This is a genomic window from Martelella mediterranea DSM 17316 (assembly GCF_002043005.1).
Classification (GTDB): Bacteria; Pseudomonadota; Alphaproteobacteria; order Rhizobiales; family Rhizobiaceae; genus Martelella; species Martelella mediterranea.
Window position 1 is genome coordinate 1,785,434 of the sequence record NZ_CP020330.1, and the last position, 23,440, is coordinate 1,808,873.

Consider the following 23,440-nt stretch of genomic DNA (forward strand, 5'->3'; position numbering starts at 1 on the left):
CGTCATTGTCTATATAATAGCGATTATATAGAGAGGCAGAAGCTATGCACAGCGTGAAGATTACAACGGTTGGCGCATCGTCCGGCGTCATCCTCACCAAGGAAATAATGGCCCATCTGAAGGTCAAGAAGGGCGATACCCTCTATCTGACGGAAACAGCGGATGGCGGCTATCGCCTTACGCCCTATAATCCGGAGTTCGTCCGCCAGATGGAACTCGCCGATGAAATCATGCATGACGACCGCGAGGTATTGCGCGCGCTCGCCAAATGACGGGTGTCGCAATGAAGAACTGGCGATGGGTGGAACCGGCTGTCATATATGCGGTTCACGACAGGCAATTGTCGGAACATGGCGGCTCCGAGGGCATCCGAAACGCTGACGGGATAGAAAGAGCCTTGGCCTGCCCGCGGAATCTGGCCGCATCTGGCGCCCCGGACGCGTCAGACCTTGCCGCAGCCTATGCCTTCGGTCTCGCCAAGAACCACGGTTTCATGGATGGCAACAAACGCACGGCCTGGATCGCGGCGCGTCTTTTCCTTGCCGATAACGGATACCGGCTTCGCTTCCAGCCTGTCGATGCAATTCAGTTGATGGAAGGCGTGGCTGGCGGCGTGATTGGGGAAGACGAACTCGCACGCTGGTTCAGGGATCGGCTGGTCGAAGCTTGACGGGAAATCAGGCTATCGCCGGACTTTGGGCGAAGCAATTTGCTTCGCCCAAGGGCGTTTTCAGGTTGAATGCAGAGGAGTTCGACGGCGCTATCTGGTCTCGAGGTTCTGCGCGACCTGGGCGTCGAGATGATTGGCAAGAGCAATCGGGAGCCGCAAGGACTGCGACAGTTTTTGCAGGAAGGCTTTTTCGTCCGGATGATCGGGATCAATCGCGACCCGCGCGGCAAGGTACAGTTCTGCCGCCTGTTCCTGGTCCGCGGCCAGGGCCGCAATCTGGTCGGGTGACAATGGGTTTTGCATGGCATCGAAGATGAACGCCTTGTCGTCGGCGTCGAGATCAGAGCCGTTGGCCGCCTCGAATATCTGCTTTTGTTCGTCGGCTCCGATATGACCATCGGCATTCGCGGCGGCAATCATCGAGCGGATGAGCGCCAGGGCGAAAGGCTTGTTGTCAGCTCCGAGCGAGGGCGCAAAGCGCGAACCCTCCTGCGGCACGTCCGTGGCGGTCGCGACCGGCGCCTGGTCGGCCTGCTGTCCAGCCTGCCAGTTCTGGTATGCCCGATGCGCCAGGGCGCCAAGCACGGCCGCACCGCCATAACCAAGCGCTCCTCCGGCCATCTTGCGTATCTTCTTGTTGCCAAGCATCACGCCCAACAGCCCGCCGGCCGCGAGGCCACCGAGCGCGCCGCCCGGCACGCCGATACCGCCGCCTTTTTGCGACTGCTGCGTGCCGCGACCGCCCAGAGCGCCGCTGATCAACCCGCCAATGCCATTGCCGCCCTGAGCTTGCTGCGTTCCTTGCGCGCCATGATACCCGCTTCCCAGCTTTGCAGCGGCGTCGGGGCCAAGAAACTGTTCGAGTAGTTTTTGCGGGTTCATGAAAAGCTCCTGTTTCTCAGAGTGGAGGTAAGTGCTAGCAAGTGTCTTCGCAAGATGCGAAGCTGCCGGGCCGGGCTGGCGTGGAATTCGCGGTTTCGCAGCACTGTCTTCGGCATGCCCGAAAGCGGCCTTGAATTCATGTTCCAGGATTTCGACTTCGTATCCGCAACAATATCGCGTGGAAATGGCCATTCACATTGCAGCCCCTATCGGTCCCGTTCTGTACCTTGATGATATCGAGAACGGCCACATGTGCCTTTCGGCCCTGTTCATCACGTCGAAAGACGGCGAGCCGTCGCCGATCAGGCTTGCGACGGGGGATGTGCACGCCGTCAGCCTCGCGCATTTCGAAAATGCCACTGTCTGGCGCGCGCGGTTTTCGCTGCCCGCCGACCGGTCGTCGGAATACGACTGGAACGGCGAAACCTACCGGGTCGCCGGCGACCTGACCGGTGATTTTCGCTTGGCCTATGTCTCCTGCAACGGAGAAGAAGTGGGCGACATGGCGCGCGAAGGTTCAGAGCGCAACGCCATGTGGAGCCGCCTGCGCGAAGCGCACCGGCGCCAGCCCTTCGCCCTCATGCTTCATGGCGGCGATCAGGTCTATGCCGACGAAGTCACCGAAGGCCATGCGTTGAGCGCGGACTGGCCCGATACGCTGCCGCGCGACCCCTCGCGCGCCGCGCTTGCCGATCTCGGCCACTATCTGCGCGAACGCTTTTTTGCGCGGTATGCCGCGCTCTATGACGCGCCGGAGCTGGCGTGGTTGGCCGCCCGCGTGCCCTCGCTGATGCAATGGGACGATCACGACATCTGCGATGGCTGGGGATCGTTACGTCGCTCCCGCACCTATTCTCCCGTCGGCCAGACCTTGTTTGCGGCCGCAAGGGAAAGCTTTCTGCTGTTTCAGCAAGCGGCCACGGAAGATGATTTTCCGGCGCGCTTTGCGGATCGGTCGGGCGCGCATATGGGGTGGAGCATTCACATGCCCGGCCTGCGCATCATCGCGCCAGATCTGCGATCGGAGCGTACGCGGCGCGATATCATGGGGCCGGGTGGCTGGGCAATGATGGAGGCGGAAGCGGTGCGGGACCTGCCGGGGCAGACGATCCTTATGTCCAGTGTCCCGCTGCTGGGGCCGCGTTTGTCCTTGCTCGAGGCCGGCATGATGGCCGTCCCGCGCATGCAGAAGTATGAAGACGACCTGCGCGACCAGTGGCAAAGCCGCGCGCATCGCGAGGAATGGCGGCGCATGCTGCTGCTGGTTCGCGATATGGCGCTGAAGGATCAGCACAATGTGGCCGCCATCTCGGGGGAAATCCACCTTGCCACCCGGGCGGTCATGGATATCGGCAACGGCCTGCATCTGCATCAGCTGGTGGCATCGGGGATCGCGCATCGTGCCCCGCCGAAAGCATGGGCGCGCGCTCTGGGCGCGTTGTCCTGGCTTGGCGAGAACCCGCTTCCCGACCATCCGATCCGCGTAGCATGCCTGCCCGGGCAGCGCGCACGCTATGTGGCCGAGCGCAACTATCTCGTCCTCGAGCGACAAGACAGCACCTGGCGCGCGTGGTGGGAGCTGGAAGTATCCGGAGCGACGCCGGCGCTCCAACTCTGAACAGCACCCATCGGGATCGCGGATCTGTGGGAGGGCAAGGTCACGCAATTCGGACCGACCGCCGAGGTTTACCGCCATCCCGCAGGCTTGGCTTCGCGTCGATACTCTATCTATTTGTTTTTACGCGCGTCCAGACGGAAGCCCGGCATCCATTTTTCCTGGAAGCGCTCGCGCTTTTTTTGGCCCGCCCCCGGATTTGCACCGAAGGCGTTGTCTCTTTGCTCACGGCTTCAGCATCACCTTGCCGGCCCGGCCGGGCGTCAGGCTTGCTTCCATCGCCTCCTTCACCTGGTCGAGCGCGAAGATGCCGCCGACATTAAGCGTCAGGACACCTTTTGCCGCGAGCGTGACCAGTTCGGTGATCAGGCGGATACGATTGTCGGGATCCATCTCGGCGCTGACGCGTGCTCCCCAGAAGCCCTTGACCGTGATCTGCTTCATGATCAGGGCGCCCGATGACAATGGCATCGGCGCGCCTGTGGCGGTTCCGAAAACCACCAGTTCGCCGTCGGATGCGAGGAGATCGACCAGATCTGCGGCGATATCGCCGCCGACGGAATCGATCGCTGAAATGGCGCGGCCTTCGCCTATGACCCTCTGCGCCTCGTCCTTCCAGTCATCGGTCGAAGTGGACACGACATTCTTCATGCCTTCGGCGCGAAGTTCCGCTGCGGCCTCGTCGCGCCGCACGAGGTTCAGAAGATGAATGCCGCGGGCCTCGGCCAGAATGGCCATGACCCGGCCGACAGCTCCATTGGCAGCCGTCTGGATGATCCAGTCGCCTTTCCCGGCCTTCAGCATGTCGAGCATCGAAATGGCGGAGAACGGCATGGCGATCAGCTGCGCGCCCATCTCGTCGGAAATCTGCTCGGGCAGCGGCAGCACGCCGGCAGCGGGCGCGATGAAGTGTTCTGCCCAGGTTCCGTGGACGCCTGCGATGGCGACACGCTTTCCGACAAGCGCCTTGTCGACGCCTTCGCCGACAGCGTCAACGAAACCTGCGGCTTCCGATCCGCCGATTGCGCCGGGCAGGGGCGGCTTGTAGCCGTAGTTGCCTCGAATCGTCCATAGATCGTGATTGTGGATCGGCGACAGCAGGGTGGCGACCCGCACCTCGCCTGCACCCGGTTCCGGCAGGGCAACCTCACGGGTTTCTATAACGTCTTTCGGTTCGCCAAAAACGTCGTGAACTGCAGCTTTCATTGGTTTTCTCCTTTGTGCGCGTCAGCGATCAGACGCGCCTGGGTATTGATTAGTGCCCGCTCCAGCGGGCGTTGATCAGCGGCGAGCTTTGAAAGGATCGCAGCACCCAGCCATTCGGCGTAGAGCGTTTCAGCCACTGCATCCGGATCGTCCTGCGGCAAAAGGGATCCGTCATGGGCGCCCTCCCACAGCAGGTCTGCCAGCATCGCAATCAGGACCTTTACGCCATTGTCGAGCACTTTGCGCATGCTCTCCGAGAGGTCGGCAACCTCGGCGCCGAGCTTGACCACGAGACAGGTGCTGACCAACCCCGCCTGACGTTCCTGGTCCAACCAGGCCGCGCAGAAGGTCATCAGCTTTTCCGCTGCCGTTCCATCCATCTTCATCAGGGCATCGAGGCGCGTCCGGTATTCCGCGACATAGTCCTGCAGCAGTGCCTCTCCGAAAGCCTCCTTTGACGGGAAGTAGTGGTAAAACGAACCCTTGGGGACGCCGGAGGCGTTGAGGATCAGGGACAGCCCGACAGCATTGAAGCCTCCCTTCGTCACCAACTGACGGCCTGTGGTGAGGATCTTCTGCCGGGTCTGATCAGACTTGCTTTGCTTTGTCATGAACCGCATATAGGAAATAATAGACCGGTCGTCTAGTAACTACGGACAAATATACGCCCTCGGCTTCTCGCATGTGGTCGGTTTCCAGGAGTTCAAAGTTGAGCGATATCATGACAACCGGGTCGCCGGTTCGTATCCCATCAAGACCTCACGCTGCCCTTCACCATGGACCATGTCCCTCAGGCTTAGCCGGCCTTTTCAAGGCAGCGTCACGCCTCCAAGCCGGACGTTGGGTCGGTCGCGCGTGGTTCGCGAACGCGGCCATGAAGGCGGGGCTGGGCCGAAACGCTCCGATCAGGCAGGGCGCTTCGGTTTGCGGCTCTTGTGTTTCGCGGTTTTGCCGCGGTCGGCCGACGGGGCCGGATGTTTGCGGGGCGGCTTGCCGTCCTGCTTGAATTTCTGTTTCACCTGTCTCGGCTTTTCGCGCATCTCGCCGGCCGGCGCAATCATGATCCCTCTTTCGAGACTGCCTGGCTGCCTGATCTGTTTCGCATAACCGGCGGCCTTGTCGGCGGAGATTTCGAAACGGGTTTCGGTGTCGTCGATTTTTATCTTGCCGACATCGCGCTTGGTCACGCCGCCTGCGTTGCAGATCATCGGCAGCAGGAATTTCGGATCGGCGCGCTGCTTGCGCCCGAGCGAGATGGTGAACCATACGCCGTCCTGCAGGTCCGGGCCGCGCGGTTCTCGAACCGACGCTTGTTTGTCTGCGGACCGGCGGTCGCGACCCGGCGTCTTGCTGTCGAGCGTTTCCACGGGCAGCGGCACGAGCTCCTCGGGAACGGGGTTTGCGGCCAGTTGCTGGCGCAGATATGCGGCCGCGATGCGCTCGGGCCCCACCCGGTCCAGCAATTCGGCCACGAATTCCACTTCCTCTCCGTTGGGCGGCGCGGCAGAGGCGGCCGCATCGATGATCCGTCGGCGGTAGCGCGCCTCGATATCGGCGATGCCGGGCGCCGCACGGGTGGTTGCCGTCAGCTTCGCCAATGCAAGCACGCGCCGAACCGCGCCCCGTCTGTTTTCCGGAACGATCAGCACGCAGATGCCCTTTCGGCCGGCGCGGCCGGTCCGGCCGGAGCGATGCAGCAGCGTCTCCGGATTGCTCGGCACGTCGGCATGGACCACGAGGTCGAGGTTCGGAAGGTCGATGCCGCGCGCCGCGACATCGGTCGCAACGCAAACACGCGCGCGCCCGTCGCGCATCGATTGCAGCGCATTCGACCGTTCCGATTGCGCCATCTCACCCGAAAGCGAAACCACCGCGAAGCCGCGATTTGCCAGCCGCGCCGTCAGATGGCGGACCGCTTCGCGTGTGTGGCAGAACACCAGCGCGCTTGCGCTGTCGGTATCGAGCAACGTGTTGATAATGGCGTGTTCGCGCTCGTCGCGCCGCACCAGCATCACCTGGTATTCGATGTCGGCATGCTGCGCGGTGGACGCCGTCGTCTCGATGCGCACCGCGTTTTTCTGGACGGTCCTGGCCAGTTCGGCGATGCCGCGCCGCACGGTCGCCGAAAACAAGAGTGTGCGGCGCTCCTCAGGCGCGGCGCCGAGGATGAATTCCAGGTCGTCGCGGAAACCGAGATCCAGCATCTCGTCGGCTTCGTCGAGCACCACGGCGCGAATGGCGCCGAGGTCCAGCGCGCCCCGCATGATGTGATCACGCAGCCGTCCGGGCGTGCCGACGACGATATGGGCGCCACGGTCGAGCGCGCGGCGTTCATTGCGCATGTCCATGCCGCCCACGCAGGTGGCAATCCTGACCTCAGCCGCCGCATAGAGCCATTCGAGCTCCTTTTGGACCTGAATGGCAAGTTCGCGCGTCGGCGCGATGACCAGACCGAGCGGCGCGGCGGCGGCATCGAACCGCGCGCCGTTTCCAAGCAGCGTCAACGCGATGGCGATGCCGAAGGCGACCGTCTTTCCCGAACCCGTCTGCGCCGAGACCAGGAGATCGGCGTCACCGTGATCTTCATTCGTCATCGCCATTTGAACCGGCGTCAGCGCGCTGTAGCCTTTCGCCGCGATGGCGGAGGCAAGGGCCGGATGGATCGCGGCAAACGGGGATTTGGCGTTGGTATCGGTATTCGGGGTCATGGGCACCACCTTTGTGAGCCGCCGAATAACATCATGTGTGCGCTCTGGATAGCAATAGTTTGCCGAATTCCGCGCCCCTTGGAGCGCTCGCTGATGAAGACATGCTTCAGCCGTTGCCAAGCCAGCGCAGATAGCCATCCGTGCCGCCGTTGCGGGCGGAGGCGAGCGCTTCTTCCGGGTCGATCCCCTCCCACGCGCCGCGCGAGATTTCATCCCTGAGCGCTTCGGCGACGAGTTCGGCGTGGCCCGGCAGAAGATTGCAGGGATCGAGCTGGAAGTATCCGAGCTCGGCCTCGTGGCCGCGCACGATGATGGCCGGATCGCGTCTGCCGAGGGCGGCCGTTATCACGGGAGCGCCCGCGCCGGCCTTGTCCGGATCGACGTCGACCTGCAGCCGTTCCAGCGGATTGCCGGTCGGGTCGGGGACGCGATAGGCGGAAATGCCGGGGAGATCGCTGAGCGCCTCGCGCCAGAGTTCGAGCGCCGCTGTCTCCCGCGCGCGGATCGCCGCGTGGTCGCGCTTCATCCAGGCCCGCATGGCGGCGATCGCGCCCATGATGCTTTCCTTGCCGATCTTCATGCCGCGGCCAATGCCGATATTCTGCAGATAGCAGGCCCGCACAAGATCGCGCCGGCCGGCGATGATGCCCGAGGTCGGGCCGCCGAGGAACTTGTGGCCGGAATAAATGACCAGGTCCGCGCCCTTCTCGAGAAAGCCACGCAGATCATATTCCGAGGCCGCATCGACGATCACCGGCACGCCCTTTTCATGGGCAAGCCGCGCGAAGCGTTCGAACGGGATCTGGCCGTAATGCACCACGTGATGCGACACCACGTAAAGCGCGGCCGCGGTGTTCTCGTCGAGAACCGCGGAAAGCTGAAAGTCCTTGCACAGCGTCGCCGTGCCGGCGATACGGACATTCGCGCCGGCAAGCGCGACCCCGGTCGTGATCGAGGACCCGTATTCGCACAGATGTCCCATCTGCACCGCGACCCCCGACTTCGGGCCGGGGTTGAGAGGCAGCGCCTCGACCCGCGCCGGGTCGAGGCCGGTCATGCAGGCCGCCACCGCAAGCGATATGCCGGCCCCCGCCGAAGCCGTCAGACAGCCCGCCTCGGCGCCGGTCAGTTCCGTAATCGTCCTGCTGGCGAGCGCCTGCAATTCATGCATGTCGACGAAACGCTCGGTGGCGGCGGCCGTCTCGCGCGAGACCTCCGGGGCGGGCGCAACCGAGGCGCCGAGCCCCGTCATCGTGCCGGCGACGTTGACGACGCGCCGGAAGCCGTTTTCGTCGTGCCAGCGCCAATCCGGCGTTTTGGAGGGTTGGTCATTGCCCATTGAAAAATACTCCATAATTATGAAATAAGATGACGTCAATCAAGGAAGGTCGGAACTGGAATGCAAGACACCAGCAAAGCGCCGCGCTCGCGCACCAGCGGTATCGACAGGACGCTGCAGATCATGGATATCCTGCTCGACTACAGGCGTCCCATGACCGCCTACGAACTTGCCAAGAGCGCCGCCGCGCCGGTTTCCACGATCTACCGACTGATCGATGAACTGGTCGAACGCGGCATGTTGAGCCGGACGTCCGAGAGCCTTGTCTGGTTCGGACCGCGGCTGATGCATTACGGCCTTGCCTACCGCTCGCGCATGAACATGTATGTCGAGGCCGAGAAGGAAATGCTCGCGCTCAGCCGGCGAACCGGCGAGATGGTTCAGGTCTGCGCCCGCGACGGCGGCATGATGGTCGTCATCGGCATGGCCGAGGGCGAGGGCCACTTTCGCGTGACCTCCGATGTCGGCACCCGCGTTCCGCTGAACTGGACCGCCTCGGGCCTGCTTCTGCTCGGCCACCTCGGTCCCGCCGAACGCACCGCCGCCTTCGCCGAAAGCGCCCGTCCCTCCAACACCGGGCTTGCCGAAACCGATCCGGAAGCTCTTTCCGAGCGCAGCCGCAAGGACTTTCTCGAAGGGCTTTCGGTGCAGTCGGGCAGTTCCGAGGAGGGCGTGGTCTGCATCGCCGCCCCCATCCGCGACGCTGACGGCGCCTGCCAGCTCACCATGTCCGTGGTCATGCCGCGCCACCGGCTCGAGGAGAAGTTCGACAGCATTTCCGTGCAGGTGCGCGAGGCCGCAAAACTTGTCGAGCGCGCTGTGGGTCATAGGACGTCCGCCATTGTTCCGGCTTGAAGGCCGTCCGCATCGATTTCGAAGATTGCCTCGATCTCGACCGTGATCTGGTTGGGCAGCGAGCCCACGCCAAACGCGGAGCGCGAGTGAATACCGGCCTGTCCGAAGATGGGGGCGAGCAGATCCGAGGCGCCGTCGATGACATAGGGGTGGCGCGAAAACTCCGGCGTCGCGTTGACGAGGCCAAGCAGCTTCACCACGCCTCTCACCCGGTCGAGCGAGCCGTCGCAAAACGCGCGCAGGGCGGTCAGGATGTTGATCGCGACGAGTTCGGCATGTTCGCGCGCCTCTTCCGCCGAAACGGTATCGCCGACCTTTCCGGTCATGAGCGTGCCATCGGCGAGCACGGGCCCCTGACCGGATACGAACAGCAGGTTGCCGGACCGGCGCACGTTGCAGAACGAGCCGACCGGCCGGGGCGGATCCGCCGGGAGCGCGAGGCCGGATCGGACGAGCCTCGCCTCGGGCGATTCCCGCAAATTATCAATTTTCACCAATTGCCTCTATTCTCTTGCAGTGACTGTAATGACCCGCGGAAACCGCCACGGGCGAGGGAATGCCGGCGGCACAGATCTCGCGGGCGTGCGCGCATCGGGTCCGAAAGACGCATCCGGATGGCGGCGACATCGGACTGGGGATATCGCCCTTGAGAACCTCCCGGTTGCGCGCAGCGCCAGGCCGCGGCATCGGAATTGCCGAGTTCAGCGCCAGCGTGTAGGGGTGGCGCGGACGTTCGTGGATATCGGCGGCGGGACCGATTTCCATCAGCCGGCCCAGATACATGACCGCGACCTGATCGCAGAGATAGTCGACCACCGACAGGTCGTGGGCGATGAACAGCATGGTCAGGTTGCGCCGTTCGCGCAGATCGAGCAGCAGATTGAGCACCTGCGCCTGGATCGACACATCGAGGGCGGAGACGCTCTCGTCGGCGACGATGAATTCCGGCTCCAGCGCGAGCGCGCGGGCAATGCCGATGCGCTGACGCTGGCCGCCCGAGAATTCGTGCGGATAGCGCCGCATGTGGTCGGCGCTGAGACCGACCTCCTCCAGAAGCGAAGCCACTTTATCGCGGCGGGTGCGCCGCGAGCCGATGCCATGTGCGACGAGACCTTCGGCAATGATCGCCTCGACCGAAAGCCTGGGGTTGAGGGAAGAAACCGGGTCCTGAAACACCATCTGCATGCGCCGCCGCATGGCCCTCAGATCGCCGGCCTTCAGGCTGTTGAGGTCGCAGCCGTCGAAAACCGTGCTGCCCGATGTCGGCTCGATCAGCCTGAGCAGGCTGCGTCCGAGCGTGGACTTCCCCGAACCGCTTTCTCCGACCAGCCCCGTTATCGACCCCTTCGGGATATCGAAGCTGACGTCGTTGACGGCATAGACCGGGTCGCTCGCGGGGCCGAACGTCTTGGTCATGTTGCGAATGCTGATAAAGGGTTCAGTCATGGCGCCTCAACACCTTCAAGGATGCAGGCGGCGAGATGGTCGGGCGCCTTGCGCGTCAGCGCCACCGGCTCGCGACAGCGCGGCTCGGCATAGCCGCAGCGCGGCGCGAATGCGCATCCCGGCGGCAGGCTGGCAAGCGGCGGAACGGAACCCGGAATCGGCACCAGCCGCTCGCCGCGGCGGCGCCACGGCCCCGGTATCGAGGAGAGAAGCCCTTTTGTGTAAGGATGCCGGGTGTCGTTGAAGAGTGCGTCAACGCCGGCCTGCTCGACCACCCCGCCGGCATACATGACCGCGACATCGTCCGCCATCTCGGCCACCACGCCCATGTCATGGGTGATGAACAGGATCGACATGCCGAAATCCTTCTGCAACTGCCGCATCAGGTCGAGGATCTGCGCCTGGATCGTGACATCGAGCGCGGTCGTCGGCTCATCGGCGATCAGCAGCGAAGGCTTGCAGATCATCGCCATGGCGATCATCACGCGCTGGCGCATGCCGCCCGAGAGTTCGTGGGGGTAGCTGTCCATCCGCCGCGCGGCTTCGGGGATCTCGACCAGTTCCAGCATTTCGATCGTGCGCCTGCGCCGCGTCGCCGCGTCCATGGTCTCGTGCAGGAGCAGCATCTCGCCGATCTGGTCTCCGATCGTGAACAGCGGGTTGAGCGACGACATCGGCTCCTGGAAAATCATCGACATCTGGACGCCGCGCAGCCGGCGCTGCTCCGCTTCGCCAAGCTCCGTCAGTTCGAGCACGCGGCCGTCGCGGTGGCGATAGGCAAGCGTGCCCGCCGCGATCCTGCCGTTCGGCGGCAGCAGGCCCATCAGCGCCAGCGAGGTCACCGATTTACCGGAGCCGCTCTCGCCCACCAGCGCAAGCGTCCGGCCGCGGCCGATGCTGAAGCTGACGTCGCGCAGCGCCGTCACCTCGCGCCCCTGGCCGCGAAAGCGGACGTTCAGTCCCCGGACATCCAGAATGGCGTCCTCGTTCATGAGGCCCTCCGCGCGGCCGGCTGAACGTCGTTGCCGATCACCGTCATGCGCGGCTCGAACAGCCGTTCCAGCGTCATGCTGTTGCCCTGGCTGTCGAGGACCGGCAGCGAGGCCTCGGCGAAATCGAAAACCGTGAAATCGGCGCGCGTGCCCGCGGCAAGGCCGCCGCGCCCGCTGAGGCCGAGCACGCCGCGCGGTCCGGCGCAGACCGCCTCGATACAGTCCTCGAACGACAATCCGACGCCGTAGAGCTTGGACATGGTGGTCGCGAGATCGCGCACCGGGTCCTCGAGGCTGTGAAGGTGAAGGTCCGTCGAGATCGAGAACGGCTTCAGGCCATCGGCCATCGAGGCGCGCGCCGTCTCGAAATTGAACGAGGCCGAGCCGTGGCCGATATCCATCAATATGCCCCGTGACGCCATGTCCTGAGCCATCTTGAACAGCGCATCGGTATCGCGGATCGAGCCGGCGGCCTTGCCGTTGAAGCAATGGGTCACGATATCGCCCGGCGTCAGAAGTTCGAACACCTCGTCAATCAGCGGCGGCGGTTCGCCCACATGCACCATCAGCGGCAGCTTGGTCATTTCGGCGACGCGCTTGGCGATCTTGGCGGGCGTGATCCCCCAGGAGCCGACGATCACACCCGAGGCGCGAACCTTGATGCCGCTGATGACGTCGCGATTGGCCTCGACCACGGCCAGCGTCTTGTCGATGTCGATCGAGCGCCAGTCGATCAGTTCCGGCACCCGGTTGCAGGCGACGAGGCCGATCGAGCCGATGTTGAGAAACGCCCGGACGGTTTCGGACTGGCGGTCGATCACGTATTCGCGCAAACCGTGAAAGCTCGCCTCGCCGGCCGAGCCGGCATCGGCCATGGCGGTGACGCCGGTCGGCCTGCCTGCCTGCGAGGCCCGCACCGAAATGTCCGTGCCGCCATGCCAGACATGGACATGCAGGTCGCACCAACCGGGCGACAGAAAAGCGCCGTTGCAATCGATGATCCGGGCGTCCGGCGCGGCGTTCTCCGCGACCAGGCCGTCATCGCCGATGTGGATTTGATCGGGCGCGTCATCGAACCCGATAATGCGGAAATTGACGAGAGTGAGAGACATTCAGGCTTCCTTGGCAAGATGCGGGTCGAGAGCGTCACGCAGCGCGTCGCCGACGATCTGGAGCGTCAGTACGGACAGCGATATGGCAACGCCCGGAAACAGGATGAGATAGATGGCCGTGTCGAGATACTGGCGGCCTTCATTGACCATGATGCCCCAGGTCGGGGTCTCGGGGTCGACGCCGATGCCGAGGAAGGAGAGGCCGGCCTCGGCCAGCATCGCATAGGCGAAGATGAAGGTGGCCTGCACCAGGATCGGCGAAACGATGTTGCGCAGCGCATGCGTGATCATGATGCGCCAGGTCCGCGTTCCCAGCGCCCGGGCGGCCTCGACATAAGGCATTTCGCGGATGACCATGGTCGAGGCGCGGACGATGCGGGCGACGCGCGGCGCATAGACGATCGAGAGCGCGATCACGACATTGGTCAAGGTGCCGCCGAAGATCGCCACTAGCGACAACGCCAACAGTATGTCGGGAAACGCCATCATCGCGTCGATCATCCGCGAAAACGGCCAGTCGAGCCGGCTGAAGAAGCCTGCCGTCAGGCCGATCGCCACGCCGAGCAGCGACGAAAGGATCGCCACCGAAAGCCCGATGCTGAGCGAGGAGCGCCCGGCATAGAGAAGGCGTGACAGCACATCGCGCCCGAACGCATCCGTGCCGAACCAGTGGGCAGCACTCGGCCCCTGCAGGCGCATGCGCACCGACATCGCATCGGGATTGGCGGGCGCCACCAGCGACGCGAACAGACAGAGAATCGCGATCGCCAGGAACACGACCAGCGAGACCTGAACCGAGCGCCGCGCAAGCAGGACACGGAAGAAACCGGGTTCGCCCGTGCCTTCCGGTTCGGCCGTTTCCGGCGTGCCGGAGGAAAGTGTCGTATCGGCCATGGTCAGTACCGCACCCGCTTGTCGATGACCAGATAGAGAAGGTCGGTCAGAAGATTGATGAAGACGTAGAGGATCGCCACCACGATGAGCGTGCCCTGGATCACGGGATAATCCCGCCGCAGCACCGCATTCACCACGAGGCTGCCAAGCCCCGGCAGATTGAACACCCGCTCCGTGACCACGGCACCCGCCACCAGCAGCGCGAAGGTGAGCCCGACGACGGTGATGATCGGAATGCCGGCGTTCTTGAGCGCGTGACGCAGCACCACGCGGCGCTCGCTCATGCCTTTGGCGCGGGCGGTGCGCACATAGTCTTCGCTGAGAATGTCCAGCATCGAAGCGCGGGTGAAACGCAGGATCAGCGCCGAGTTCACGATGCCGAGCGTGATCGAGGGCAGCACAAGATGCCACATCCGATCAAGGAAACCGGCATCGGGTCCGCCATAGCCGGAGGCGGGAAACCAGCCGAGCTCGGTGGCGAGATAGCGCTGAAAGATCAGGCCGGTCAGGAAGCTCGGAACCGATGCGGCGAGCATGGCGGTCGTCACCGCCGACTGATCCAGCGTCGAGCCGCGCCGGTAGGCGGCGTAGATGCCGATCGGCGTGGCGATGACGAGGGCGAAGATCAGCGAGAACAGCGACAGGAACACGGTCGGCTCGGCCCGCGCCGCCAGCACCGAGGTCACGGAATTGTCGAAGAACAGCGAGCGGCCGAGATCGCCCTGTGCGGCATTGGCGACGAAGGTGAGGTATTGCACGAAGATGGGCTGATCGAGGCCGAGGCTGGCGCGCAGATCCATGACGTCCTGAGGCGTCGCGTCCGGCCCCAGCATCAGGGCCGCCGGATCTCCCGGTGCGAGCCGCACAAGCACGAAGGCGATCGTCAGCACGAGGAAGGTCACGACCACCATGCCCATAAAGCGCCTGATGAGGTAATGTGTCATTCAGTTCGGTTCCCTGGCATGTCGAACGAAGCATACCGGCCCTGGACGATATCCGCATTCAACGTCCCGTGGCGATGTCGGCCTTTTAACGAGCCGCCGGCGCAACGCTCATGACGCCGCGCCGGCAAGTCTCGTTATTCGGACGTCGAGGCGTTCCAGAACTTCGGCCAAGGCGAGGCGCTGACGCCTTCGAGCGCTCTCGATTTGCCTTGCAGCGAATTGAAGTTGCCGACCTTGATGAAGCCGACATCCTCGTAAAGTTCGGTCTGGAGTTCCTTGAACGCGGCCTTGCGGGCTTCCGGATCTGTCTCGGTATTGAACCGGGCAAAGATCTCGTTCTTGACCGGCTCATCCCAGCCTTCCAGCGCCTGGGCCGAGAAGCTGGAGATCAGGGCCGGTTCGGGCAGGAACGGGGAGTGGGTGATGTAGATATCCCAGAGATCGGGGTTGTTGCGGCGCTCGGCGAGCGTGGCCCAGTCCACGACATCCATCTGCACCTTGAAGCCGGCAGCCTCGAGCGCGGCCTTTGCGACCAGGGCCATCTGGTAGTGGAACTCGTACTGGCGTGAGGTCAGGATGCGCAGCGGCGTGCCGTCATAGCCGGCCTTCTCCAGGTGTTCGGCGGCTGCTTCGATATCGTTCTGGTTATAGAGTTCGACGCCGCCGTCATTGTTCCAGACCCAGCCTTCCGGGTACATCGCGCCGTCGACCTGATAGAATTTCTCGTCGCCGAAGGCGGCATACAGCATGTCGTCGAAAGGCAGGGCGGCCTGCACGGCCTTGCGGATCTCGATATCGGTCATCATGCCCTTGTTGCGGTTCATCGCGAACACCGGCCAACCGAATGGCTCCAGCAGCAGCGGCTCGGCGGCGTCGCTCGATTCCAGCCTGTCATAGGATTCCGTCGACAGGCTGTCGGCGAAGTCGAACTGGCCGGAAAGCAGACCCTCGACCCTCGTATTCGGATCGGCGACGGGAACGAAGCGGATTTCGTCGGGAACCTGCTTGCGTTCGGCCGCGCCCGTCGGCTGGCTATAGCCATCGAAGCGGACGAGCTGGATGTATTGGTCCGGCACATAGTCGGCGATCTCGTAGGGACCGGTCCCGACGACGTTATCGATATGGTCGGCGAGGATTTCCTCGGGATAGACCACAGCCGCCGAGTTGGAGAAGGCGAGAAGCGAAAGAAGCGGCGCGTAGGGCTGGTTGAGCTTGATGGTCACCTCATAGTCGCCGGTCGCCTCGACGCTGTCGACATAGGCGGCGACACTCTTGCCGCGCGAGGCCACTTTGAGCCAACGCTCCAGCGAGCCGACAACGTCAGCCGAATCCATCGTGGAACCGTCGTGGAAGGTGACACCTTCGCGGATCGGGATGACATAGGTCAGCCCGTCATCGCTGACATCGGGCATGGCCGCGGCAAGCAACGGAACCGTCGCCCAATTGTCGTCGAAGGTGAACAGGGTCTCGACGAAGTGCTGGGTCACGATGCTGACCACGTCCTTGGTGGAGACCATGGGGTCGAACGTATCGGGTTCGCCGATCATGGCGACGTCGATTTCGGTTTGCGCCTGGGCATGGCCGGACACGGCCATCGCGAGCGCCAGCGCCGAAGCGCATGACAATTGAGAGATAAGACGATTCATGATTACTGCTCCATTATTATGTAATATAGTCCCATTTAAGAGAATATAAATTGCTCTATATGCTGTCAACGGATTTGTTTCCGGGTCCTCGACTGGCCAATCCTCGCCCCGCCACGCCTCATTGCATCATGCTTTGAGCCGGTTATGACCGCCAAATCCTCGAGATCCACGATCATGCGATCGCGAAAAATGCTCGAGATTCTGGTCGGAGAAGCCGTGCCACTCCACCTCGACAGGCAAGCGGCAGCACATCTTTCCGAAGCGCCGGGAAATTTGCACCGGCCGAAACAGGTGTCCGCCGCATCATGGCCACGCGGGACGAAAATCATCTTATTGCAATTCGCAAAGGTAGTGACTTGACCAGCACGCTTGCGCCCGCTCCGCGCGGCTGAAGTCTTGAGACGACGGCCTATGATGCGGAAACCAAAGAAGTCGATGCCGGGGCCGTTTGTCCACATCCCTTCAAGACCTTTTGGGTAAGGCATTGGTCCGCCACCGGCTCACGAGAGTGCTCCAGGACAGGTGCAGCGGCCGTCCTGGAAACGAGGCCGTTCATTCCCCGTGTGCGGCCACCTCTGCTTCCACGGCCGTGGTATCCTTGAATCGGAGATCGCCGATCAGGCGGGCAGAGACGATATGACTTCGATCGTCAATGATCGGCGGCTGATGAGGTGCAGCTTTTGGTTGTGTCGAAGTTGGCTGCCTCGCCTTCGGAGCCGATAGTTGCAATGTAAGAGAAATGCGACGTCGGGGGACGGGGATGGTTGTTGGGGCGCCGTTGAGGTTTGCGCCGGAAAGGCGTGAGGCGAGGTGCGCGGGTCTCCGGTTCTCGCTGCTCGGGCCGGGCGCGGATATCCGGCCTGCGGTGGCGCTGGCGGAGGCGGCGCATGTGGAATGCCGGTTTTCCTGTATTCCCTTCAGTCCCGCAAAGTTGGAAGCTATCATTGCGCGCATTGTCGCGCGGCCGGCGCAATCGGCCTATATTCTGGCAATGCGGGGCAGCGATGTCGTGGGAATGCTGTGGTGCACCGTCGGCGAGTATCACATCGGCAGCGACGTACTTTTGACCACCATCCACAATGTCGCAAAGCCCCTACGCGCCATGCTCGCCGTCGGCCATAGGATAATTTAAATCGATGAAAATAGTATTTTCATCCATTTTCGAGTCAATAAAAGAAGAGTCTATACTAATATCGTCACTTATTTTTTTGTTTATGTTGTATATGTTATTGAAAATAATTAATTTTCTAGTCTCAGCTTCAAACAAGATGTGAGACGTTGATCTGTCTCGACCGTTTGGGGCAAGGACATTCCACACGCCAGCCCCGCGACGATCAGCCCGGCGTTCGACGTTGCGGCGATCGCGTTCGATCATCTCGCGCTCGGCAAGCCGGAAGAGGTATCCGACATGATCCACGCCTTAGGTGGCGCATATGCCGGAGAGAGAAATGTCGCCAGCGACTGCCGCAATGATGCCGACAGGTGCGCGCAGCTCTTCCAGGTGAACGTCGCCGACCCGCTCCTTGGCCTTGCAGGCCCGTCAGCCCGGTTCTTGCGTCTCAGGCAATCGACGTTCCATCGACAATCACATGGTCATGGTCCATGGAACATTTCTCGATGCGGGCTTCGATCCGGTAGACGGCGCGCAGCATGTCGACGGTGACGACGTCGCGCGGCGTTCCGCAGGCCCGCATGCGACCATTCTCAATCACGATGACCTTGTCGGCAAAGCGCAGAGCCTGATTGAGGTCATGGATCGCGATCAGGACGATCATGCCTCGCGTCTGCGCCTGCCTGCGCATGAAATCCAGCACCTCGACCTGCCGATGGAGATCAAGCGCGCTTGTCGGTTCGTCCATCAGCATGATGTCCGGCTCGCGCGACAGCGCCTGCGCGATCGACACGAGTTGCCGCTGTCCACCCGAAAGCGCGCCGAGATCGCGGAAGGCGATCGACACGATGTTGAGCGCCCGCATGATCTCGTCGATCAGCCTTGTGTCCTCGTCGCTCACCGACCAGGACTTGCCCTGCTTGCGGGCAAGGAGGATCGATTCGTAGACCGTCAGCACGGCATTCGCCGATGTGTCCTGCGGCATGTAGCTGATGGCATTCTTTGCTCTGGAGCCCTCGACGCGCACTTCGCCCGGGCCCTTCAGAATGCCGGTGATGCGTTTGAACAGGGTCGATTTCCCGGCCGCGTTCGGCCCGATGACCGCAACCAGTTCGCCAGCCCTCATCGGCGGCGTTGTTACATCTTCAACGAAGAGCTTTCGGCCGTGATAGGCGCCGACCGATTGAAGCTGCAGGGCTACCATGAGCGGCTCCTGTTGGAGATGATGAGCGAGAAGAAGAAGGGAACGCCGACCAGGGCGGTGATGATCCCGATCGGAAAGACCACGCCCGGAACGATCGATTTCGAGACGATCGAGGTGACCGAAAGCAGCAATGCGCCCGACAGGATCGATCCGGGCAGGAAGAACCGCTGATCCTCGCCGAGAATCATGCGGGCGATGTGCGGACCGACCAGCCCGACAAAGCCGATCGTGCCGACGAAGCTGACGGGTATGGCCGCCAGCAGCGAGATGATCAGCATGGTTTCAAGCCGGATGCGACGGACATTGATCCCGAAGCTTGCGGCCTTGTCCTCGCCGAGCCTGATTGCGGTCAGCGCCCAGGCGTTGCGGGCGAAAAGCGGCACGGCGAGCACCAGAACCGCAAGCGTCACCCAGATCTTCGGCCATGTCGCCTTGGTCAGGCTGCCCATGGTCCAGAACACGACGGCGGAAAGCGCCTGCTCGGAGGCGAGATATTGCAGGAATGCCAGAAGCGCATTGAACGAAAACACGAGAGCGATGCCGAGCAGCACCACGGTCTGCACCGTCACGCCGCGCAGTTGCGAGACGAAGTGGATGAAGAGCGTTGCGGCCAGCGCCACGATGAAGGCGTTGACGGGCACAAGCATGCCGGCGGCGACGGGGACGAGCGAAATACTGGTGACGATGCCAAGCGCCGCGCCAAAGCTTGCGGCGGCGGAAATGCCCAGCGTGAACGGGCTCGCCAGCGGATTGGCGAGGATGGTCTGCATCTGCGCCCCCGCCAGCGAAAGGGCGGCGCCCACCACAATCGCCATGACGGCGACGGGCATGCGGATATCCCAGACCACGGTGCGAACCTGCACGGAGACGGATGACGGGCTGAAGATCGCTGTGAGCACCTCGCCAAGCCCGTAACGCGCCGGCCCCCAGGCGAGGTCGATCGCGAAGGACAGAAACAGAAGCGCCGAAAGTCCGAAGAGGATCAGCAGCTTGCGGCGTGCAAGGGCGCGATACCGCGCGCCCCCGGCTTCAGCCTCGATCATGTCTATCGAAGCGTCCATGATTTTGGCCTACTGCGCCGGCTTGATGTCAGCCCAGTAGCCCGGCTGGTAATCGATCGGCAGGAATTTCTCGTGGAACTCCGCAAATGTCGCGTCCGGGTCGAGATCGGCAAAAAGCTCGGGGTGGAACCATTTGGCAAGCTGCTGGACGGCAACGAACTGGTATGGGCTGGTATAAAACTGATGCCAGATCGCATGAACGTCGTCGTTCGCCACCGCCTTGGACCCGGTAAAGGCCGGATGCTCCATCAGCGTCTGCAACACCGCGCTGTTCTCCTCCGCGGCGGACGCGGAGCCCGGGCCGACATTGACGAAGCCGCTGGCATCCTCCGTATTGGACCAGTTGGCGCCGGTGATGACGATCACATCGGGATTGGACGCCAGAACCTGTTCGGCATTGATGGACCCGGTATAGCCCGGCAGGAAATCAGAGCCGATATTGTGGCCGCCGGCCCAGTCCACCATGAGACCGAAATTGTCCGGGCCGAAGGTTCCGCAGCACTCCACCAGACCGGCGGCGCGGTACATGAAGACGTCAGGCTCCTCCGGTTGCGCCGCTTCCAGTGTGTCCGTGATCCGGGCCATCTGCGCGTTCCAGTAATCGGCGACGGCCTCGGCGCGCTCCTCATGACCAAAGAGCTTGCCGAGCACTTCGAGGCTCGGTTCGGTATTCTTCAGAATATGCTCGCGGAAATCGATATAGACGATCTTCGTGCCGGTTTCCGCCAGTGTCGCCTCAAGCCCGATTTCATCCGCGGCTTCCTTGTCGCCGATCGGCAGAAGCAGCACGTCGGCATCAAGATCGACAACGGTCTCGATCGAAAGCGTGCCATTGGAAAGACGACCCAGGAAGGGTATGTCGGCAGCCTCGGGAAATTTCGCGACATAGGCGGAATAGCCGCCCTTGTCGTTCATATACATGTCATTGCGCCATCCGACGACCTTCGCGAAGGGGTTTTCCTTCTCGATCGGCGCCAGCCCGTAGATCATCCGGCCCTCGCCGAGGATCACGCGCTCGACCGGTGCATCGAAGCTCACCGCACGGCCCGCCACGTCCTCGACCGTGAAGGACTGGGCAGAGACAGAAAGCGGCAACAGGGACGCGGCGGCGACCGTTGAGCCTGCAAACAATTTCACCAAATTCATTCTGGAAAACTCCCTCATCGCAACGAATGAATTGAGGCATATAAAACATGACTTGTTGAATCAAGTTTTATGTTTTAGAGCTTTTCCAAACAGTTGGAGTTTCGCGAGCGCCTGATGAACGAGTTGAAGAGCAATTATTCCATCCGCGATGAAATCCGCGACTACTGGTCGGAAAGAGCCGGAACCTTCGATCAGAGCGTCGGCCACGAGATTTTTTCGGATGCCGAAAGACGAGGCTGGCAGCGACTTATTCGAAAGCATCTCGGCGAAGGCCAGGGACGCCGCGCCCTGGACCTTGCCTGCGGAACGGCGGTGATCTCGCATCTGTTGCATGAGCTCGGCTTCTCGGTCACCGGCCTGGACTGGTCCGATACCATGCTGGCTTTGGCACGCGCCAAGGCGGAAACCCGCAAGGCCGATATACGGTTCATCACGGGAGACGCGGAAAACACGCTGGAGCAACCTGGAACCTATGACGTGATCACAAACCGGCATCTGGTCTGGACGCTGGTCGATCCGCCGGCAGCGTTTCGCGAATGGTTCTCGCTGCTCAAGCCCGGCGGAAAGGTTCTGATCGTCGACGGGAATATGGGCAAGGTTACCTGGGTGAAGGGCCTGCAGGCGTTCTGGGCCCGCATGACCGGCAAGGAGGACTCGGGGCCGATTAGCACAGATATGGCAGAGCGGCTCCGTGATATCAGGACGCGGGTCTATTTCTCCGGCCAAATGCCGGCCAGCGCGGTGGCCGGATTGCTGGAGGAAGCAGGCTTCGAAAACATCGTCATCGACCGCAAACTTACCGATATCCACTGGGCACAGGCCCGCAAGATGCCTTTCATGCGCGGTCTCGACCGAATGTTCCAGGAACGCTTCGCCATCTGCGCCGAGAAGCCAAACCGATAGGAACGAGCCGCTGCCGGCTCTGGCCGCGCTGATCGGAAAAAGAGGCAGAGAGCTGCGGCCAACGCGCTCGTCAAAAGAATTCCCGCGGCAAACGGTCGGAGCGCAGCGACCTTGTTGCATGCACTCGACTCGAACCCGTTGGGGCCAGCGAAACGAGAACGATGTGACGCCCAAGTCAAATTCCCTTCAAGACCTTTGTTGGCGTCCATTCACGAGGGCTACCCCGCGCCAATAGCAAGGCGAAGGTTCGAACGGTAGTTTGCTACCCGTTCCAGAGACACAAATCGAAGACCCTGTAGCTTGCACGCTGTCCTCAGGATGCTTTTGGAGGGCAATCTCCAGCAACCGGAGGTTTTGGCCGATTAGAGAGGCCGCTAAAAAATCACCCAGACAGCTTCGGTTATCCATCTCACTGCCACCCGCGCTCGCTGAGCGGCCGGTCGGGTTCTTCTATGGTGATGAAGCTGGCGAGTTCAGGACCGAAGGTCGGCAGTGCCATCGGGCATTTCACGCCAGGCAGAACCCGGACGTCGAACAGTTCCTTGATCCCGCCTTCGAGCCGCAGCCATTCCACGATATCGCCATTGGCGGTGTTTACGATCTGGAGCCCGCACCATGCTTCGGCCTTTTTGCTATCGAGTTCGTCCTGAAGGTTGAGGCCCGCAAAGACGCCCTCGCGACGCGGAAGCGAGAGGCCGACAAAGGCATGACCGTCATGGAAGGACAGTCCGCGCAGAAAACCCGGGCAGAAGGCCACGCGTTCGCGCGTCCCGGCTTGCAGGTCTAGGCGCGTCAGATAGCCGTTGCCGGAATCGAGGAACCACAGCGCGCCATTGTGGAGCCGCGGCGAGTGCGGCATGGAGAGCCCTTCCGCGACGACCTCGTCGGTCTGGACATCGACGACAACGCCGCCATCGCGACGATGGTCGCGCCAGCCATCGACAATATCGGTGGTCGAGACCGAGGTGACAAAGCGTGGCACGCCGTTTTCCATCGCAAGACCGTTCAGGTGGCAGCGATCTTCCGGCGCCAGCCGAGAAATATAGGGCGGCCGCCAGACCGGCTTGAACGAATGCGCCACGCTGTCGGTCGCCAGGCACGAATATTTCGTGTTGACGAAGATCAGACGCCCTGCAGCGTCGATGCCGAGTTCGTGCACGTCTAGATCCGACACGGTCTGACCGCGGCGCGGCACGTAGAGTTTGTCAAAATGACCGTTGGCCCGTTCGTGCGGCGCAAGCACATTCTCGAACCGCCAGATCTGTGCAAGTCCGGAAAGAAGCAGGCGCTGGCTATCGCCGATGAGCCCCATGGCACGGTCGAAATTGCGCTGGTGGAGGGACATCGAGCCGTTCGGCAGGGTGCCGACCAGGAAAAGCTGTCCCGTCTGGTAGGATGTGAAGGCGAGCGAGCAGTTGTGCATGGCGAGCCACTGCGGAAAGCCTCGGGAACAGGTAACGCTCGTCTCAAGCGGTTCGGAGGGGACGACTGGCGCGTCGGCGCGCGTCGGCTGTCCCGGATTGGCCTCTGCGCCCTCGCTGATATTGCTTGCGGAAGGATCGGCTTCGTTGGCATCTGCGGTCATTGAGCTGTCTCGGCGCACTTTGTTTTCTTTATCGGTTTTTCTGCCGCACTCCGGCTTTTCGCAGCAATAGACAGCAGAAGCGCAGACCAGACAAGAACCACACGCATAAGGGATTCTGTTT

The 23,440-nt window shown here is 62.4% G+C and carries 22 protein-coding genes; 5 read left to right on the forward strand and 17 right to left on the reverse strand.

Annotated elements, in window-relative coordinates; genetic code table 11:
* The first annotated feature begins 44 nt into the window (after positions 1-44).
* Positions 45-272, forward strand: a complete 228-nt coding sequence (locus Mame_RS08315) for an AbrB/MazE/SpoVT family DNA-binding domain-containing protein (protein ID WP_018066200.1) — start codon at positions 45-47, stop codon at positions 270-272.
* A gap of 11 nt (positions 273-283) precedes the next feature.
* Positions 284-670, forward strand: a complete 387-nt coding sequence (locus Mame_RS08320; RefSeq protein WP_026173711.1) for a type II toxin-antitoxin system death-on-curing family toxin — start codon at positions 284-286, stop codon at positions 668-670.
* A gap of 90 nt (positions 671-760) precedes the next feature.
* Here the strand turns inward: Mame_RS08320 and Mame_RS08325 are convergent, their stop codons facing one another.
* The gene (locus Mame_RS08325) at positions 761-1,744 is read right to left on the reverse strand and encodes a tellurite resistance TerB family protein (RefSeq protein ID WP_210162270.1); all 984 of its coding nucleotides are present in this window, start codon (positions 1,742-1,744) and stop codon (positions 761-763) included.
* On the opposite strand from Mame_RS08325, the gene Mame_RS08330 reads away from it, so the two are divergent.
* Positions 1,737-3,170: an alkaline phosphatase D family protein gene (locus Mame_RS08330; protein ID WP_018066197.1), complete on the forward strand. Its 1,434-nt coding sequence runs from the start codon at positions 1,737-1,739 to the stop codon at positions 3,168-3,170. The two genes, Mame_RS08325 and Mame_RS08330, sit on opposite strands and share 8 nt — an antisense overlap.
* 222 nt (positions 3,171-3,392) lie before the next feature.
* Here Mame_RS08330 and Mame_RS08335 read toward each other — a convergent pair whose 3' ends face one another.
* The 4 genes from Mame_RS08335 to Mame_RS08350 form a co-directional block, all read right to left on the reverse strand.
* A complete protein-coding gene (locus Mame_RS08335; RefSeq protein ID WP_018066196.1) occupies positions 3,393-4,373 on the reverse strand; it encodes a zinc-binding dehydrogenase in 981 nt (326 codons plus the stop codon).
* The gene (locus Mame_RS08340) at positions 4,370-4,984 is read right to left on the reverse strand and encodes a TetR/AcrR family transcriptional regulator (protein ID WP_033410708.1); all 615 of its coding nucleotides are present in this window, start codon (positions 4,982-4,984) and stop codon (positions 4,370-4,372) included. The genes Mame_RS08335 and Mame_RS08340 overlap by 4 nt, the downstream gene beginning before the upstream one ends.
* Before the next feature lie 294 nt (positions 4,985-5,278).
* The gene (locus tag Mame_RS08345; RefSeq protein WP_018066194.1) at positions 5,279-7,081 is read right to left on the reverse strand and encodes a DEAD/DEAH box helicase; all 1,803 of its coding nucleotides are present in this window, start codon (positions 7,079-7,081) and stop codon (positions 5,279-5,281) included.
* Between the two features lie 106 nt (positions 7,082-7,187).
* A complete protein-coding gene (locus Mame_RS08350; protein ID WP_018066193.1) occupies positions 7,188-8,420 on the reverse strand; it encodes an aminotransferase class V-fold PLP-dependent enzyme in 1,233 nt (410 codons plus the stop codon).
* 60 nt (positions 8,421-8,480) lie between these two features.
* Between Mame_RS08350 and Mame_RS08355 the strand changes: the two genes are divergently transcribed.
* On the forward strand, positions 8,481-9,275 hold the full coding sequence (locus Mame_RS08355) for an IclR family transcriptional regulator (protein ID WP_018066192.1): 795 nt from the start codon (positions 8,481-8,483) through the stop codon (positions 9,273-9,275).
* Here the strand turns inward: Mame_RS08355 and Mame_RS08360 are convergent.
* The 11 genes from Mame_RS08360 to Mame_RS08420 all read right to left on the reverse strand — a co-directional run bounded on the left by Mame_RS08360 (position 9,245) and on the right by Mame_RS08420 (position 20,831).
* The gene (locus Mame_RS08360; protein ID WP_235726847.1) at positions 9,245-9,769 is read right to left on the reverse strand and encodes a RidA family protein; all 525 of its coding nucleotides are present in this window, start codon (positions 9,767-9,769) and stop codon (positions 9,245-9,247) included. The genes Mame_RS08355 and Mame_RS08360 overlap by 31 nt on opposite strands.
* Positions 9,759-10,721, reverse strand: coding sequence for an ABC transporter ATP-binding protein (locus Mame_RS08365; protein WP_018066190.1), 963 nt, complete (start codon positions 10,719-10,721; stop codon positions 9,759-9,761). The genes Mame_RS08360 and Mame_RS08365 overlap by 11 nt, the downstream gene beginning before the upstream one ends.
* Positions 10,718-11,713, reverse strand: a complete 996-nt coding sequence (locus tag Mame_RS08370) for an ABC transporter ATP-binding protein (protein WP_018066189.1) — start codon at positions 11,711-11,713, stop codon at positions 10,718-10,720. Before Mame_RS08370 ends, Mame_RS08365 begins: the two co-directional genes overlap by 4 nt.
* Positions 11,710-12,825, reverse strand: a complete 1,116-nt coding sequence (locus Mame_RS08375; protein ID WP_018066188.1) for an amidohydrolase family protein — start codon at positions 12,823-12,825, stop codon at positions 11,710-11,712. The genes Mame_RS08370 and Mame_RS08375 overlap by 4 nt, the downstream gene beginning before the upstream one ends.
* The gene (locus Mame_RS08380) at positions 12,826-13,719 is read right to left on the reverse strand and encodes an ABC transporter permease (RefSeq protein ID WP_018066187.1); all 894 of its coding nucleotides are present in this window, start codon (positions 13,717-13,719) and stop codon (positions 12,826-12,828) included.
* 2 nt (positions 13,720-13,721) lie between these two features.
* Positions 13,722-14,663: an ABC transporter permease gene (locus Mame_RS08385; RefSeq protein ID WP_026173708.1), complete on the reverse strand. Its 942-nt coding sequence runs from the start codon at positions 14,661-14,663 to the stop codon at positions 13,722-13,724.
* 134 nt (positions 14,664-14,797) lie between these two features.
* The gene (locus Mame_RS08390; RefSeq protein ID WP_033410705.1) at positions 14,798-16,309 is read right to left on the reverse strand and encodes an ABC transporter substrate-binding protein; all 1,512 of its coding nucleotides are present in this window, start codon (positions 16,307-16,309) and stop codon (positions 14,798-14,800) included.
* 1,093 nt (positions 16,310-17,402) lie between these two features.
* On the reverse strand, positions 17,403-17,684 hold the full coding sequence (locus Mame_RS27270) for a hypothetical protein (RefSeq protein WP_235726846.1): 282 nt from the start codon (positions 17,682-17,684) through the stop codon (positions 17,403-17,405).
* Between the two features lie 184 nt (positions 17,685-17,868).
* On the reverse strand, positions 17,869-18,624 hold the full coding sequence (locus tag Mame_RS08410; protein WP_018066182.1) for an ABC transporter ATP-binding protein: 756 nt from the start codon (positions 18,622-18,624) through the stop codon (positions 17,869-17,871).
* Positions 18,618-19,685 (reverse strand): FecCD family ABC transporter permease, encoded by a 1,068-nt coding sequence (locus Mame_RS08415; protein ID WP_018066181.1) that lies wholly within the window; start codon positions 19,683-19,685, stop codon positions 18,618-18,620. The genes Mame_RS08410 and Mame_RS08415 overlap by 7 nt, the downstream gene beginning before the upstream one ends.
* Positions 19,686-19,694: 9 nt before the next feature.
* Positions 19,695-20,831, reverse strand: a complete 1,137-nt coding sequence (locus tag Mame_RS08420; protein ID WP_018066180.1) for an ABC transporter substrate-binding protein — start codon at positions 20,829-20,831, stop codon at positions 19,695-19,697.
* 114 nt (positions 20,832-20,945) lie between these two features.
* Between Mame_RS08420 and Mame_RS08425 the strand changes: the two genes are divergently transcribed.
* Positions 20,946-21,734, forward strand: a complete 789-nt coding sequence (locus Mame_RS08425) for a class I SAM-dependent methyltransferase (RefSeq protein WP_026173707.1) — start codon at positions 20,946-20,948, stop codon at positions 21,732-21,734.
* 409 nt (positions 21,735-22,143) lie between these two features.
* Here Mame_RS08425 and Mame_RS08430 read toward each other — a convergent pair whose 3' ends face one another.
* Positions 22,144-23,319: a TIGR03032 family protein gene (locus Mame_RS08430; RefSeq protein WP_018066178.1), complete on the reverse strand. Its 1,176-nt coding sequence runs from the start codon at positions 23,317-23,319 to the stop codon at positions 22,144-22,146.
* Between the last annotated feature and the right edge of the window lie 121 nt (positions 23,320-23,440).